Consider the following 15504-nt stretch of genomic DNA (forward strand, 5'->3'; position numbering starts at 1 on the left):
GTTCCTCCTGAAAACCACAGCTCGGGTGAGTGCTAGGGAGTCAATATGATGAATGTAATGTGAATCCATTTAAGGCGCGTTATATTATGAAGCAGCGGAAGTGGTTAATACGCTGTAGCCAAAAGGCAACGAGAGTCGGAAAGAGATTGGACAATGCTCTTTCGTGGTCATTGTACTCTCCGCACCATTGTGGGCATCTAAGTTGACATTTTACGCGACATACGGAACAGGGTAAGCCTGTATATCTCCCTATGGGAAAGCAGTCTGTGAAGATTGCCGATAGGTATGCAGGTAAAGGAGGTTAGAAAAAGGGAATGCCGCTTTGTAACGAAGCGGATACAGGTTTGTATCTGGCGCGAAAGCGAGCTGACTTCTAACTGGTCTCCCGTTGCGAAAGAGTTTGAAGAACTTTATTACTTAGTATCAAGTTTGAAGTGCGACACTTTTTACAGATGCGCATGAATATACTCCGTTGGTGTTCTATACCCAAGCCTTTTGCGTGGGCGCGTATTTAATTTATGTGCAATTTCAATGCAGAGCTTCTGTGTCACGTGTGACATAGAAGTTCGTTTTGGTAAGTATTGTCGTATCAAGCCATTGGTGTTTTCATTAGTCCCTCGCTCCCATGAGTGGTATGGATTTGCAAAGTAAAACAGACAGTTATGATGTTTTTCTAGTTGTGCATAACCATGAAACTCAGTGCCGTTATCCGCAGTTATCGTCTTGAAAGGTAAGTCAGAGCGGGTCATGATTTTGCTCATTCTTACGTTGAGCGACTCGCTTGTTCTGTCGTCCATTTGCCCAATAAAAGTGTAGCCTGTCATTCTGTCGACTAAAGTCACGATACAGTGCTTGGTTCCGCGGCCAACGACGGTATCAATTTCCCAATGACCAGGCTCTTTTCTATGCTCAGCATTTGCTGGTCTTTCGGTAATATGACGCTTTGCAGCTAGCCGTCCACGGCTGTCTTTTGAGTTATACCTTTTCCGCCTTTTCTTAGTGGATTGGCGTAGGTGCTTCCATAGTGTTCCACCGAGAGTTTTGTCGTTCCAAACGTACTGATAAATGAGCTCGTGGCTCATTGTTGGATAGCCTTTTACCCTCAGGTATCCGACGATTTGGTCAGGACTCCAATCAAGTCGTAGCAAGGCTTCAGGTAACCTGAAGTCGATTTCGCTGTAGCGCTTATTTCTGCGCGAGCGACTCAGCCGGTTGCGAGCCATTTGTTGGGCTCTCCACGCCTGATAGGAGTACCTTTTAAAGTGTCTGTTGTATCGGGAATTGCGTTCAATTTCTCGATAGATAGTAGCTTTGTGACGACCCAGTTGTTTAGCTATTATAGCGGTACTAATTCCTTGCTTTCTGAGTGCAGAAATCATATACCTTTCGTTCTCAGTGAGGTGCGTGTATCTCATGTTTTTTACTTCTTGGCGGGAGCAAACTTCATGATTATCGCATCTCACTGTTTTTATGTTCAGAGGTGTCGCACTTCGTACTTGAATCCAAGTTAAAGAAGAAAAGCAAATGATGATTTCAAATGAAATTAGTGCGTCTTCTGACAATGAACCTTGGTCTATCAATTACTGAGTGACCATTGGGGAAGTATTAAAGCTTCAAGTGCGTATCGCAAAGGTAATTAAAACGAAGGGTTAGTGCCGTGACCAATTGTTGGTATCGCTCTAATGCTATAACGTTCTAATTACTGGGTACTTAACGGTGCCTTTGAGGAGGCTTGAGTCGTATGCAGTGAAAGTTGCACGTACGGTTCTGAGGAGGGTGGCACCTGGCAACAGGTGCCGTCTATCCGACAGAAACGAGTTTGGTGCAGAATAGTTAGTGTGATCTAAAATCGTTATCACCAAACTCAATTTTTGTATATTTGCACAGTAATATTTAGAACTTCCAAATATCAAAACAAATGTGAAGAAAAGTTTTGCGCGTTTTCACTGGTCTAACGACATAAACGCGCATGCGCACGAATAAAATGTTAGGTAACTAAACATGAGTTACGATATTGAATTCCCAAATCCATTTTAGTTGGGAATAAAAATCATGGAAAGTGAAGGCAACTTACCATCCTTAGGTTGCCAAGTTGATATAAAACTCGAACTACCTCGAGGAAAGTTTGAATATACAGCTTCCGAGATATGGTTTGAATGTGCTGTTTTTGACGAATTCATAAATCAATTAAACCTCTTGAAGTCAGGCACTCAAACTAAAGCAGAATTTTATGATATTGATCGAGAAATTGTTCTTATATTCACAAATGAACAAATTGAATTAGCTGTACACCGCATTCACAGTGAAATTGGTTCAGGGTATCTTGAGTTTAAACGTGACTTCGTCGCTGATATTTTGCATCAACATATCGAGCATCTATGTAGTTTTGCGAAATGGTGGTAAAGTTACCTAATAAGCTAATAAACAAGGACAAAAAACAGTTTGCTGTTTTCGTTCCTCAACATTTTAGCAAACAATTTTTTGCCTGTGCTGGCAGGCGTTATATCGTTTTTTTAAGTTCATCATTTTATAGGATTAGACATGATTCAGCTCAGACCAATGACCTCAAATGAATACCCTGCGTATTGTGATTATTTCATTGATGATTACAGCCGTGAAATAGCTGAAAACTATGGTCACTCAATGGATAGGGCGCTCGAATTGGCTAATCAGGATCTTCTTCGTAGTTTTCCTAATGGTTTGGAAGCTAATGACCATGAATTATTATGTATTGAATCAGGTTCAGAGTTGGTTGGCTATCTGTGGCACTCGATTAACGGAAATGATAAATCGACCTTTATTTATGATTTCTTCATTTTTCCAAACTGCCGCAATAATGGTTATGGGAAATTGGCAATTGCTGCCCTTGAATCACAATTGAAATCGATTGGTATTGAGCAAATTAAATTACGAGTTGCGTACCAAAATCAAAGAGCGTTAAAACTGTATCAAGAAGTTGGTTTTGCTATTTCTGGCTACAATATGTCAAAGAAAATAGTAAGTTAGCATTCTCGATATAACAAATGCATCAACACGATTTGCTACATTCGGCATTCTAGGTTTCTTTGTGTTTACCGTATTAAGTGGTAAGTTTGAGCTTAATTTGCATGGCAGCAAACGTGTTATGCAGGCGTTACTTTTCCATACTTCAATTAATCAGTTAAATTCTAATTTAGTAATGTCGCTGACAAGCTTTTGTCCAAAAACTTCGCAGGCCGAATTCTGACCCGCGGCACTTTTTAGCTGGAAAGTGCCCGATTATCGCCTAGAGTTGATACTCATTCATATCCTTTTTTATGGGGTTTGCCCTTCTAAAAGTTATCTATTCTTCTAATGCTGTTCATTGTGAAAGTTATCTGAATTCAGTACATCTAGAAATTATGCTTCACTTAGCAGTCTAACCTCTCAATGTGGTCACTAACTTATTGATTATAAATTGAAGTGATAGCTGAAAGGCTGCATTATTGGGCGTAAAATGTGACGCAGAGTCATATAGAAGGCTTTATGCTGTAAGGAGTAGAAATGTTGAGATTTGATCAAGGTGATGCTCGATTTAACTTTCGAAGTGCTGCCGTTATTATTCATGATAATCATGTGTTATTACATAGAGTTGTCGGAGATTCTTTTTGGGCGCTTCCCGGTGGTAGAGTTGAGTTTTTCGAAAACTCAGATGCTACATTGAATCGAGAGCTACTAGAAGAGTTAGGGGTAGAGTCGTCTGTTAAGAAGCACCTTTGGCACGTTGAAAGTTTCTTTGAACATGCAAATAAAAAGTATCATGAAATCGCTAACTATTTTTTTGTTCAACTAAGCGAACCTCATAGATTTCCATTGAACGAGCCTTTTCGTGGTATTGAGTCTGGCGTCGATCTTGAGTTTAGGTGGTTTTCATTGAACGAGTTGCCAGAAGTGGATGTGAAGCCAGAGTTTTTGCGTTTAGGTTTGTTAGATTTACCTCTAGAAACAAAGTACATCAAACTAAGTGAGTTAGAAGCATAACAAGCTGCGAAGCCAGCGCTTAATCAGCCCGATGCCTCTATATAAGTAAATTGTGCGATCTAACCTACATCAACAATACTGAACCTCCCTGAATTTAAGCCGTTTGCCATACTTGCAGTTATTCATTAATTGCTAATTTTGTCATTACTGAGGGAACATGACGGGATAAGTACCAACCGATTCTGTCATGCCTTTATATTCTAGTATTCATATCGTTCAACTGCCTCACACATCGATACTCATTGATTGGGATTGCTTGATTCTCATCTCTCGTGTATTGAGCTTTTCTCTTTTCCATATAGTCTGGATGGTGCTGATACTCACGGTAATGTTTTCTTGTTTGAGTAGTTTCATCACTTGTATCGACGTATTATGCGGGTTGAGCAACGTCAACTCGATAATCCTATCTTCGGTGCTCTCTGGGATTGCGTTTTTACTGCGCTTCAGTGGCTTATTAATCCGTTTGAGGCCAAGTGGCCCTTCCTCTTCCATTATTTGCTGATAGGTATATAAGGTTTGGCGTGAGCAACCTAAGATACGAGCGGCTTTAGAGACACTACCAAGCTCTGCAACCAACTCCAGAGCCTCTATTTTACGTTGTACCTCTTTGCCGTATTCGTTGCATTTACGTGGCTCTACTAACTCAGTGATGTCTAACCGTCGATGACCGAAGTAAGCAGAGAAGGTACCATCGAACTGACATCGTATTTCTACTTTTTGGTTCTCTATGGAGTAACGTACTGGCGAGTCGATAACGTACATTTTGCTATCAAAGCTAAACGTGTGGTCACGTCGTATCGTTCGATATTCTTTCTGTACGCAGATGCTGTTAAGGTCTAGGTCAGGTGGCAACGACTTGAACGCAGAGCTCGATTTAGTCGCCTGAACCATCACATTATTCACCCAGTATTTGGGGATAAACTCCTCTTGCAAGTATCGGTTTGCGCTCTCCATGTCAGCGATGTTATTGAGGCGCAGTTCGGGGACAAGGCGGTCTTGGAAGGTGTCGAAGGCTCGTTCGATTCGTCCCTTCCCTTGAGGTGAGTTGGCGAAGATAATTTCGATACCGAGTTCATCACAAGCTCGCTGCATTTGCGAGAAGTTGCTGCGTTTCGGCCCACCAAAGATACCTGCTCGATCCACGTAGAGAGTTTTGAATATGCCTCGCTTTTCAATATAAGCTCGCATCACCTTCATACAGCCTTCGGTGGTCTCTGAAGGGAAGAACTGCGCATGAATATCACTAGTAGCGTCATCAATGATGGCAATCAAGCAAGACTTCTCATCACCAAACCAGCGATGAGGGCTGCCATCCATTTGCAGCATAAGCCCAGGCAACGGCATACGCTCTCGATACTTCCTTACTCGACTTCTACGGCGTTTAGAACGCTTCACATGGTGAATGTCATGAGCCCAAGAACGCAACGTTTCACGCTTAATCGACAGTCCTTCATTTTTGCTCAAAAGCTCCGAGAGATGTTGAAGATTAAAGTCGTAGTACTTGGTTTGAATGAGGGCTTGAACCTCCTTCTTGAGTGACTCAGGGATTTTATTGATGGGAGCACGACCAGTGTTACCATGAACCACGAACCGAATGCCTTCCTTGCGATAGCGACTCAAGTAACGTTCAACGGTTCTTCGTGATTTTTGCAGTAATTGCGTGGCACTATTGATAGTAATTTTGCCATCAATGACTTTACTAATGATATCGACAGTAAACTGTGATTTTGAATCCATATAGAACATCCTTAGCACCCTTTAAAGCTCATTTGATTACTTTAAAAAGTAAGCTAAATCAGTCCCGACATTTTCCCTCGGTAGTTATTGTAATGACAAAGTCGCTTGGTAATTAAGGTACGACAGAATCGCTTGGTGATCACACATTAATTGCTAATTTAGTAAAGTCGCTGACAAACTTTTGTCCAAAATTGTCACAATATGATTTTTAACCCTTGGCATTTCCTGGTTCAAAAGCTCTCCCTTTTCGATTAGTGCCCCGTAAAACGGCTTTTACCGACAAACGGTTGTGTGCAAGATATATGGAGCATTTAGCTATCAGACAACATCTGGAGTAAAGGCAGCCGATTGAAAACCGATGACTGAATGAAGCAAGTAACGGGAGAAGCATTAAACACTAAACACTTTAAGCAGCCCTTGGTTGGCCGATAAAAACCGATTCTAAACTACTAAGCTCGTGAATCCTCACCTCAGTATGGCCTCGTGCCTTTTCTAAAGTTCTTAATGCGATCTGCTCATCATATTTAAAACAAAAATAGAAAAATAGTCATTTTATAGCCTGAGATAATATTCACTAAAGACGAATCATTTATACCAAAAAAGACTCCACCGCTAGATTGTATCCAAGCTTATGGATATTTAATCGAATTTAAATAATTGCCGTTTCCACAGCTCCATTTCTAGTCAAATGATAATTTGATAGCTATCACATTTAGAACGATTATTTTCCCATACTATCTCGGCATGTTAATTACTTAAGAGTAATTAACAACCTAGTCATTGTTATTAATAAGCTTGAACCCAACTAGAAATAACAAGCGGTTAATTCCTACGTAAAATAAAATCATTATAAAATGATCGGAGACATTATCATGCGCATAGTATTAGCTTTAGGCGGTAACGCTCTTTTAGCAAGAGGCCAAGCATTAACGGCTGAGAACCAACGTGAAAATATAATCAAATCCGCGGCGAGTATTGCCGCGATCGCTCGCGAGCATGAGATTGTTATCGTTCATGGTAATGGCCCACAAGTAGGTTTGTTGATGGAACAAAACGCAGCTTATAGCGAATATTCACCAGAGACGACCTCGTACCCAATGGATGTACTAGGCTCTCAAACCTGTGGCATGGTGGGCTACATGTTACAACAAGAGCTAAGAAACATTGATCCTGAATTAGACGTAGCGACGCTAGTCACGCAAACTGAAGTATGCAAAAAAGACCCTGCGTTTGCTAACCCGACTAAATTTGTTGGCCCTGTATATACAGAGCAACGAGCTAAAGAGTTAATGGCTCAGAGCACAATGCAATTTAAAGCTGATGGCGAGTACTACCGTCGCGTTGTGCCTTCTCCTCTGCCCAAAAACATTGTTGAAATTCAGCAAATTGAAACTCTTCTAGATACAGAAAATCTTGTTATCGCTTGTGGTGGCGGCGGTGTTCCCGTGAGTATCGAGCAAGGTAAGAGTACTGGCGTAGAGTGCGTAATTGACAAAGATCTTACGGCTGAATTACTGGCTGAAAAAATCCATGCTGACTTATTTATTATCTTAACAGATGGTTCGATTTTCCGTAACTATGGTAAAGAAGACCAAGCAGAAATGAAGCAAGCAACGCCTGCTGGTTTAGCAGAATTTTCATTCCCTGCTGGTTCTATGGGGCCAAAAATTGATGCCGTTTGTAAATTCGTTGAAGCTGGATTGGGTAATGCGGCGATTGGTTCACTATTTGATTTAGATAAAATAATTACCAATGAAGCTGGTACTCTAATTACGAAAGGCGAAGGTGTTATTTATTATTAGCATTATCGAATGATAATCACAACTAATATAAAACCTTGGGTTAAAGCCTCTTATTTAATAACGAGGCTTTTTTATTAAGGCCATATTAGTGCCAAATGGGATAAATATTCACTCACTCACTCACTCACTGAATTTAATATTTTTATTTTTGGAAACAGCTTCTTTCAAGAAACGGTTTGGTAGCGCAAGGGAAGAGTATTTGCGTTTACATCAATGAATCTACATGGACTCATTCGCATCCGCTTGATTCTCTGGCATCGCCTCAATAAAAGCGGGCAACTGATTACACGCCTCAACAATCGAGTTAATCAACGGATACGGCGACATATCAACGCCAAAGCGCAGCGCGTTATACACCTGCGGCACCAAGCAGATATCGACAATGCATGGTGAATCCGTGAGGCTATACACCGAGTCACCGTGTGCTTTTCTGTGCTTTGCCAACTTCTCTTCTAGAGCACAGAAACCTTGGCTCATCCAATAGTGAAGCCAGTCCATTTTTGCCTCTTGCTCGCACGACAACTCTCGCTCCAAATACTGCAACACACGTAGATTATTCAGAGGGTGAATTTCCATCGCAATGTCCTGAGCCATCGCCAGTGCTTGATAGCGCAATGGTGTTTGCTCTGGAATGAGCGAGGAGTCAGGGCTGCTCTCACACAAATAGTGTTCATCGAGATATTGAAGAATAGCCAGTGACTGATTGAGTTGAACTTCACCATCCACCAGCACGGGCACTAATTGGCTGGCGTTGAGCTCACGATATTGTGGGGCATGCTGCTCACCGCCATTACGCACCAAGTGCACCGATTTAGACTCGTAGTTGAGTTGCTTCAGGTTTAATCCAATACGCACTCGATAGGCTGCGGACGAGCGCCAGTAACCGTAAAGTATAATGTTCTTGTTCACGATGCTCTCACTCATACAGAAATCCTATTACGTGGATTATAGCGCTCGATACTGGCTCACTTTTTGGTCAATCGCACCAAAAATGGAGTCACCCGCTGCATCGAACATCTCAAGCTTGATCGAATCGCCAAACGACATGAATTGAGTCGAAGGCTTACCATCACGAATCGTCTCAATCATTCGCACTTCGGCAATACATGAATAACCCACACCGCCTTCGGCAATTGAGGTGCCGTGGTCAGTGCCTTGCTTATTAGAAACCGTGCCCGAGCCAATGATTGCACCGGCCGATAGTGGGCGAGTTTTCGCAGCATGGACTACTAGTTCAGCAAAGTTGAAAGTCATATCGACGCCCGCATTCGGACAACCAAAAGGCTGGTCGTTGTAGGTCGATATCAACGGTAGATGTACCTTGCTGCCTTTCCATTGCTCGCCAAGCTCATCAGGTGTTACCGCAACCGGAGAGAACGCCGAAGACGGTTTAGACTGGAAGAAACCAAAGCCTTTCGCGAGCTCAGCCGGAATCAAGCCGCGCAGCGACACATCGTTCACCAACATCAGTAATCGAATCGACTCGTGCGCCTGTTTAGCACTTGCACCCATTGGCACGTCACCGGTCACAATCGCGACTTCGCCCTCAAAATCGATACCCCACCCGTCGCTAGCAAATTCAATATTGTCACGTGGACCAATAAAGGCATCTGAGCCGCCTTGATACATTAATGGATCGACCCAGAAGCTTTCTGGCATTTCAGCACCACGAGCCTTACGCACCAGTTCAACGTGGTTTACATAAGCGCTGCCATCAGCCCATTGATAAGCGCGTGGCAATGGTGATTCACAATACTGAGTGGCAAACACTTCACTTCCCGTCACATGCCCGTTATTGAGCGAGGTGTATAACTCTTCTAACTGAGGAGCAACGCTGTCCCAGTTATCCAAGGCTACCTGCATGGTGGGTGCAAGATGCATTGCGTGGAAAATCTCCGTCGCTGGCACGCACTGTTTGAGATCTTTACTCACGACCATCAATAGGCCATCGCGAGTGCCATTTTTCTTGGTTGCTAATTTCATCCTTGTTGCCCCTTACTTCTCTTGCCAACTGTAGACATATTCTTTGTTCTCAACGCTATCAAGTTCGTCAGAGAACTGCAGTGCATGGCGAGTATCGATCATCACCGCGACTTCATCGGTGAACTTTTTCTTATGCGCCTGACCTGCCTTAAAGGCTTTAGGGTGAGGCCCATGCGTGAAGCCAGCTGGATGGAAGGTCACCATGCCCGCTTCAATATTGTCGCGACTGAAGAAGTCACCAGCGTGATAGAACAGCACTTCGTCGTAGTCATCATTGTTGTGGTAGAACGGTACTTTCAGCGCACCTGGATCGCTCTCAATCGGGCGTGGTACAAAGGTGCACACCACAAAGCCTGCGCCAACAAAGGTAGTGTGTGCAGACGGTGGCAAGTGGTAGCGATGTGACATCAGCGGTCTGATATCGCGCCAATTCACCTTCACCACGGCCAAATCACCATGCCAGCCAATTGCATCCAATGGATTGAACGGATAAGTGATCACACTGACTTTGTCGTGGCGCTTCACCTGAACTTGGGTTTGGTTTTCTGAATATTGAGCGCGGAATTGATCGTTGATCGACGGGGTTTCAAGAACCGCCGGATCAAATACCGCGTGATTGCCGACCATGCCTTTCTCTGGCAACGAGTAAGCCGCGTCGGTGTTCTCAATCATCAAGATGAACATCGGCTCGCTTGGCTCCAAGCGCCAGTTGGTTGAGCGCGGGATCATCACGTAATCCCCTTCACTCACCTCTAGATGACCATAGTCACAATAGAGATCGGCGCTGCCTTGATGAATGAACAGCAGCTCATCACCGTCAGAGTTACGCACCAAGAAATCCATCTTCTCATCCATGCGCCATACGCGGATTTTGCAGTCTGCGTTGTGCAAAAGATGAGGCACCGCCCAAGGGGTTATCTGGCTAGCTTTCTCCACCAGCGTAAAATCAAAAGCGCGAGGACGTAAATCGCCCTCCCACTCCGACCAACCTGTTGGCGCATGTTGGTGATGAAAGTGAGCGGCAGGGCCAAAGAAACCACTTCGGCCCGCCTCTCGCTCATAGATTGCCTCTTCAGGGAAGTCGGCATGCGCTTGTTTCGAGCATACCCCCTCCCGATGAGGAAATGAGATCCATTTATGCATCGTCTAATACTCCTCGACGAATCTGGTCCTCTTCAATCGATTCAAACAGCGCCTTGAAGTTGCCTTCGCCAAAGCCTTCGTTGCCTTTACGCTGGATGATTTCAAAGAACACAGGCCCGATTACTGTCTGCGTGAAAATTTGCAGCAAGATGCCGTCTTTGGTCGGCGCGCCATCAATCAGAACGCGCAGGTCGCGAAGCAGGTCGGTGTCTTCACCGTGGCCTTTCACACGATCGTCAACTTTCTCATAGTAGGTGTCTGGGGTTGGCATAAAGTCCATGCCGCGATCACGCAGGGTTTTCACTGTTTTGTAGATGTCATCTGTAGCAAGTGCGATGTGTTGAATGCCTTCACCGTTGTATTCGCGAATAAACTCTTCAATTTGTGATTTATCGTCTGAAGACTCATTGATAGGGATACGGATTTTGCCACATGGTGAGGTCATGGCGCGGCTCACAAGGCCTGTTAGCTTACCCTCAATATCGAAGTATCTAATCTCACGGAAGTTGCCGATACGCTCATAAAAACCAGACCACAGGTCCATGTTGCCTTGTTTCACGTTGTGCGTGAGGTGATCGATCTCGTAAAGGCCTACATCAGCTTTCGCCATACGCTCTTCCGCATCATCATAGAATCGGAAATCAACATCATAGATGCTCTGCTTGCCGTAACGGTCTACGAAATAAAGCAAACTTTCACCGATACCGTAAATGGCAGGAATGCTCAGCTCCATCGGCCCTATTTCTGTTTTGTACTCTTCACCACCGCCCTTGAACGCTTGCTCCATGGCCGTCGTTGCTTCATTCACACGAAAAGCCATGCCGCAGACAGATGGCCCATGTACCTTAGCAAACGCTTCAGCTTGGCTGTGTGGCTGTTCATTGACGATAAAGTTGATGTCACCTTGTCGATACAGCCAAGCCTCTTTTGAACGGTGCTTAGCGATCTCAGCAAAACCAAGTGACACAAACAGCGCTTTAAGTTGCTCAATTCCCTTGTGGTCAACGGCCGTGTATTCAACAAACTCGAATCCATCCGTGCCAAGCGGGTTGTATGTATCCACCATGAACTTTCTCCTTGTACCTATTGGTTTTGTGTTACGTTTTTTATGAAATGATTGTTTTTTGTCCTTAATTAAATTTGGCCCACAAGCCGAGATAATGGAATGGGTGGAGGAAAATGGGCAATTTCGATGAAACCCTGTCAATTTGTAAAATATTTGTTACACACAGACAGCTAAGGCAGGAAAGTGAGTGCTATCAAGGGATTGAAAGGTGGTGGTTTGATTTACAACTGAGGAATGGATGTTATTGAATTGTTACATACGTACTTTTGTCAGCTGAGGTAATAAATCGAACATTAGACTGATGATGCAAAAAAGCCGCTGTGTCAGCGGCTTGATGAGTTCTAGAACGAAGCTAATTCGAATATAAGAATCGCGTTAATCCCAGTCGAGAATCGACCAATTCGGTTGATCGGCTAACGCTTTTAAACGCGGGCATGGGTTCACCAAATAAGCAAAATCAGCGTGTTCACACAAAGGTAAGTCGTTGATTGAATCCGTATAAAAGTGAATGTCTGAGTAGTTGGTTTCTTGGTTGTCTAACCACTCTTTTAAACGGGTGACTTTACCTTCTCGGTAACTTGGTACACCTGATATTTGAGACGTAAAACGGCCTTGTTTTTCAATCAAATCGATACCAAGTGCGTTTTCGATACCCATCTTACGGCCCACGGCTTCCACTAAGAAAGTTACGCTGGCAGAAATGATCAGCATATCGATGTCGTCATTTTCTAGCTGTTCAATCAAAGGTTTCGACTGCTTGAATTGCTTAGGCAAAATATGCTGTTCGACACACTCTTCAACCAATGCGGTGACTTGCTCTGTTGGCATGTCGGCTAGTGGCTGCATGGAAAATCTTAGGTAATCTTCCATGTTCAGCTTACCTTCTGAATACAGGCCCATTAAGCGCTTATCTTCTTCGATAAAGTTGGGGGCTGTGGCAATGCCCTTTTCAACCAAGAATTCATTCCATAGCATCGCTGCATCGGCATTGATCAGCGTTTCATCCATATCAAATACATACAAAGGTTTGAACATCTTAGGCTCTCACAGGTTGAATTTCGTTAAGGTTAAACAGGAGTTCAAGTTGGCAGTATGCTATTACGAAATTGTGACAAATTAAGCGTATTTTCGTGGCAGTTGCATTTCACCCATATGACAACCGTTCCTCCTTGCTTACGTCTTAAGTACAACAACTTATGAATTCAATCTGTATTGATAAGCGGTGCATTGGCTATCTAAATGTTTTGATTAACTCGATATGTGTTAGCTAACCAAGTACTAATTAGCTAAAAAAACTCCGACGGATTCAGTCGGAGTTTTATTTGATTGAGTATGCTTTAGCGAGACATCAGCTAGTTGAACCTAAACAATCTTCTGCTCACTTTCGCCCGCGAGATCGCTTTTATCCGACATAAAACTCGCGGCAATCTCTCTCAGCTTGCCTTGATTAACAGGCTTAGGTAAAAACTCATCCATCCCCACATCGAAGCACAAGTGCTTGTCTCGCTGTACAACGTTGGCAGTGAGCGCAACGATAGGAATATGTTTAGAAGTCCCCTCCTCCAGCGCTCGAATCTGTTTAGTCGCTTCGAAGCCATCAAGAACCGGCATCTGACAATCCATAAAAATCATCACATACTCATTGTATTTGAATTTCTCGACTCCAACTTTACCGTTGTCTGCGATGTCAACTTCAAAACCCAACTTCTTGAGCATCATTTTGGCGACTTGTTGGTTCACTCTTGAGTCTTCGACCACCAACACTTTTCCGCTAAATAACGCGGTTTCAGGCTTAGACTCTTCAGCCTTGACGCTCTCTTTCGCCACCACCGCTGGTTTAGTTGTTGGTGCAGGCTCATTATCCTTAAACGCGACTTCACCTCGGTTTGGATAGGTGAAGGTTGAAGTATCCGCCGATCTTGCGAGTACCTCACTGACGGTCCATTTAAGTTGGTTATCTTGATAAGGACGAGCAATGTAGGCAACAAACCCCACTTGCTTAGCGCGTACTTCATCTTGTTTTCTTGGGTCGGCAGAGATCATTACCAATTTAGGACAATCTTTACCAAATCGCTCCATTAACCTTCTTGCTAGCTGGAACCCATCGATGGAAGGCATGACTTTATCAATCAACACCAGATCATAAGGTGACGACTTCGCAACAGACTCTGAAACCAGATCTAACGCTTGAGTAGCGGTTTCACAGCACTTGGAGGTCACGCCAAATGACTGAAGCTGTGTAGAGGTAATACGCATGTTCAGCTGGCTATCATCAACCAGTAGTACAGAGACTTTATTAAAATCAATGTTGCTCTCGTCGACGTCCAAACACGGGTCAAAGTCAGCAGTAAAGTAGAATGTACTTCCCTTACCTTCGACACTGGTTAGCTCAAGCTTACTGCCCATTAGGGTTACGATCTTATCGCATATCGTTAGACCAAGCCCGGTGCCTCCGTAAATACGCGTAGTGCTGCCATCTGCTTGTTGAAACTTATCAAACACCGATTGTTGCTTGTCTTCTGCGATACCGATACCACTGTCGGTCACCTCAAATTTCACTCTGAGCTTTTGTTCTGGTTCGATGACTTCTTCCAAGCGAAGTGAGAGCGTGACATGACCATGCTCAGTAAATTTGATTGCGTTGCCGACTAGGTTATTCAGGACTTGTCTTAACTGGGTTCGATCGCCAATCACCATGGTTGGGATCTTAGGATCAATCGCCAGTTGGAATCTGAGCCCTTTCTGTTCGGCTTTGACTCTGAAGGTCGACTCTACATCAGCAGCAATGCCCATCATTTTCATCGGTTCTTGCTGAAGTTCTAAACGACCTGCTTCAATTTTCGAATAATCCAAAATGTCGTTGATAAGGTCGAGAAGAGTCAACGAAGAGGTATTAAGCATGTTGACGTACTCTTTTTGCTCTTTCGGCATATCCATTTCTGAAAGCAGAGACGAAAGTCCGATAATTCCATTCATTGGAGTGCGGATTTCGTGGCTCATGTTAGCCAAAAATTCACTCTTGTTACGGTTAGCAACTTCAGCCGTCTCTTTGGCTTTAATCAACTCTTGATACTGTTGACGAATGCGTTCAATTGATTGGTTGTAGCTGTTTTCCAACGTCGATATTTCATCTTTATAAGTAGAGTCGGTTGGCGTTAAAAAACGTGGTTTATTGTCTTCAACTTGCTGCTCGTTTATCTGAGAAGACATGGTCATTAAGCGTTTGACTACCAAGCGATAAACAATGGCCAAAGAAACCAATGACAACAAAAAGATTTTCACGGCTTCAAAAGCGAGTAGCAACAGCACTCGCTCTTCGAAGTCATTGAGGATCATACTTAAATCGGATTGCACCGTGAGGGTGGCAAGTGGGAAGTCTTTTCCCCCCATCTGATACACCATTTCCCATGACTGAGAATACGATTGCCCAGCAGTAGGGCTGCCAAGCTCTAAGATTTTTTCATCAGGGTTTTCAATGAGGAGATAACTAACCGAAGGGAGGCGTGAGATGCCCTCTGCTTGCACAAACAACTGAGCACGATCTTCAACCCATAGGCTTGACGTTAAACCAGAAAGGTAGCCAGCTTTAACCTGCTCGATCTGAGAACTGATAAAAGAAACTCGATTTTGGTACTCCACATACAGCCCCAGACCTGTCACTATAACTGTGAATAAGGTACTGATGGCAATGATGGCCCCGATCAACTGTCGAGAGAGTCCAATATAGCGTTTTCCTTTTTTCACCATATAAAAATTACCAATGTTGTTATCTTA

At 43.7% G+C, this 15504-nt stretch carries 12 protein-coding genes; 4 read left to right on the top strand and 8 right to left on the bottom strand.

Features of this window, described 5'->3' with window-relative positions; genetic code table 11:
- Positions 1-446: 446 nt before the first annotated feature.
- The gene (locus BCU34_RS16285; RefSeq protein WP_102479413.1) at positions 447-1415 is read right to left on the bottom strand and encodes an IS30-like element ISVa6 family transposase; all 969 of its coding nucleotides are present in this window, start codon (positions 1413-1415) and stop codon (positions 447-449) included.
- Positions 1416-2052: 637 nt separating this feature from the next.
- Here BCU34_RS16285 and BCU34_RS16290 point away from each other — a divergent pair.
- The 3 genes from BCU34_RS16290 to BCU34_RS16300 all read left to right on the top strand — a co-directional run bounded on the left by BCU34_RS16290 (position 2053) and on the right by BCU34_RS16300 (position 3999).
- Positions 2053-2403 carry a hypothetical protein gene (locus tag BCU34_RS16290; RefSeq protein ID WP_102479060.1) on the top strand — a complete coding sequence of 117 codons (351 nt, stop codon included), beginning with the start codon at positions 2053-2055 and terminating at the stop codon, positions 2401-2403.
- Between the two features lie 138 nt (positions 2404-2541).
- Positions 2542-3006, top strand: coding sequence for a GNAT family N-acetyltransferase (locus BCU34_RS16295; protein WP_063523324.1), 465 nt, complete (start codon positions 2542-2544; stop codon positions 3004-3006).
- A gap of 516 nt (positions 3007-3522) precedes the next feature.
- A complete protein-coding gene (locus tag BCU34_RS16300) occupies positions 3523-3999 on the top strand; it encodes an NUDIX hydrolase (RefSeq protein ID WP_102479058.1) in 477 nt (158 codons plus the stop codon).
- A 225-nt stretch (positions 4000-4224) separates the two neighbouring features.
- Here BCU34_RS16300 and BCU34_RS16305 read toward each other — a convergent pair whose 3' ends face one another.
- Entirely contained in the window at positions 4225-5745 is a 1521-nt protein-coding gene (locus tag BCU34_RS16305) for an ISNCY family transposase (RefSeq protein ID WP_082040340.1), read from the bottom strand.
- Positions 5746-6608: 863 nt separating this feature from the next.
- On the opposite strand from BCU34_RS16305, the gene BCU34_RS16310 reads away from it, so the two are divergent.
- Positions 6609-7538: a carbamate kinase gene (locus BCU34_RS16310; protein WP_102431585.1), complete on the top strand. Its 930-nt coding sequence runs from the start codon at positions 6609-6611 to the stop codon at positions 7536-7538.
- A gap of 219 nt (positions 7539-7757) precedes the next feature.
- On the opposite strand, the gene maiA is transcribed toward BCU34_RS16310, so the two are convergent.
- The 6 genes from maiA to BCU34_RS16340 all read right to left on the bottom strand — a co-directional run bounded on the left by maiA (position 7758) and on the right by BCU34_RS16340 (position 15477).
- On the bottom strand, positions 7758-8462 hold the full coding sequence (gene maiA / locus BCU34_RS16315) for a maleylacetoacetate isomerase (protein ID WP_102479846.1): 705 nt from the start codon (positions 8460-8462) through the stop codon (positions 7758-7760).
- Positions 8463-8483: 21 nt separating this feature from the next.
- Positions 8484-9521, bottom strand: coding sequence for a fumarylacetoacetate hydrolase family protein (locus tag BCU34_RS16320; protein WP_102479844.1), 1038 nt, complete (start codon positions 9519-9521; stop codon positions 8484-8486).
- Positions 9522-9533: 12 nt separating this feature from the next.
- Positions 9534-10664 carry a homogentisate 1,2-dioxygenase gene (locus BCU34_RS16325; protein ID WP_102479836.1) on the bottom strand — a complete coding sequence of 377 codons (1131 nt, stop codon included), beginning with the start codon at positions 10662-10664 and terminating at the stop codon, positions 9534-9536.
- Positions 10657-11730 carry a 4-hydroxyphenylpyruvate dioxygenase gene (hppD, locus tag BCU34_RS16330; RefSeq protein WP_102479834.1) on the bottom strand — a complete coding sequence of 358 codons (1074 nt, stop codon included), beginning with the start codon at positions 11728-11730 and terminating at the stop codon, positions 10657-10659. Before hppD ends, BCU34_RS16325 begins: the two co-directional genes overlap by 8 nt.
- Positions 11731-12105: 375 nt before the next feature.
- Positions 12106-12765 (bottom strand): HAD family hydrolase, encoded by a 660-nt coding sequence (locus BCU34_RS16335; protein WP_102433011.1) that lies wholly within the window; start codon positions 12763-12765, stop codon positions 12106-12108.
- A gap of 327 nt (positions 12766-13092) precedes the next feature.
- Positions 13093-15477 carry a response regulator gene (locus tag BCU34_RS16340; protein WP_102433012.1) on the bottom strand — a complete coding sequence of 795 codons (2385 nt, stop codon included), beginning with the start codon at positions 15475-15477 and terminating at the stop codon, positions 13093-13095.
- Between the last annotated feature and the right edge of the window lie 27 nt (positions 15478-15504).

Origin of the sequence: Vibrio sp. 10N.286.45.E10 (assembly GCF_002874195.2) — a bacterium.
In the GTDB taxonomy this organism is placed as follows: domain Bacteria; phylum Pseudomonadota; class Gammaproteobacteria; order Enterobacterales; family Vibrionaceae; genus Vibrio; species Vibrio crassostreae.

Coding starts and splice junctions, on each gene's coding strand:
- BCU34_RS16320 (WP_102479844.1), bottom strand. CDS start 9,521: ATGAAATTAGCAACCAAGAAAAATGGCACTCGCGATGGCCTATTGATG.
- BCU34_RS16325 (WP_102479836.1), bottom strand. CDS start 10,664: ATGCATAAATGGATCTCATTTCCTCATCGGGAGGGGGTATGCTCGAAA.
- BCU34_RS16335 (WP_102433011.1), bottom strand. CDS start 12,765: ATGTTCAAACCTTTGTATGTATTTGATATGGATGAAACGCTGATCAAT.
- BCU34_RS16290 (WP_102479060.1), top strand. CDS start 2,053: ATGGAAAGTGAAGGCAACTTACCATCCTTAGGTTGCCAAGTTGATATA.
- BCU34_RS16340 (WP_102433012.1), bottom strand. CDS start 15,477: ATGGTGAAAAAAGGAAAACGCTATATTGGACTCTCTCGACAGTTGATC.
- BCU34_RS16285 (WP_102479413.1), bottom strand. CDS start 1,415: ATGAGATACACGCACCTCACTGAGAACGAAAGGTATATGATTTCTGCA.
- BCU34_RS16300 (WP_102479058.1), top strand. CDS start 3,523: ATGTTGAGATTTGATCAAGGTGATGCTCGATTTAACTTTCGAAGTGCT.
- BCU34_RS16305 (WP_082040340.1), bottom strand. CDS start 5,745: ATGTTCTATATGGATTCAAAATCACAGTTTACTGTCGATATCATTAGT.
- BCU34_RS16310 (WP_102431585.1), top strand. CDS start 6,609: ATGCGCATAGTATTAGCTTTAGGCGGTAACGCTCTTTTAGCAAGAGGC.
- maiA (WP_102479846.1), bottom strand. CDS start 8,462: ATGAGTGAGAGCATCGTGAACAAGAACATTATACTTTACGGTTACTGG.
- BCU34_RS16295 (WP_063523324.1), top strand. CDS start 2,542: ATGATTCAGCTCAGACCAATGACCTCAAATGAATACCCTGCGTATTGT.
- hppD (WP_102479834.1), bottom strand. CDS start 11,730: ATGGTGGATACATACAACCCGCTTGGCACGGATGGATTCGAGTTTGTT.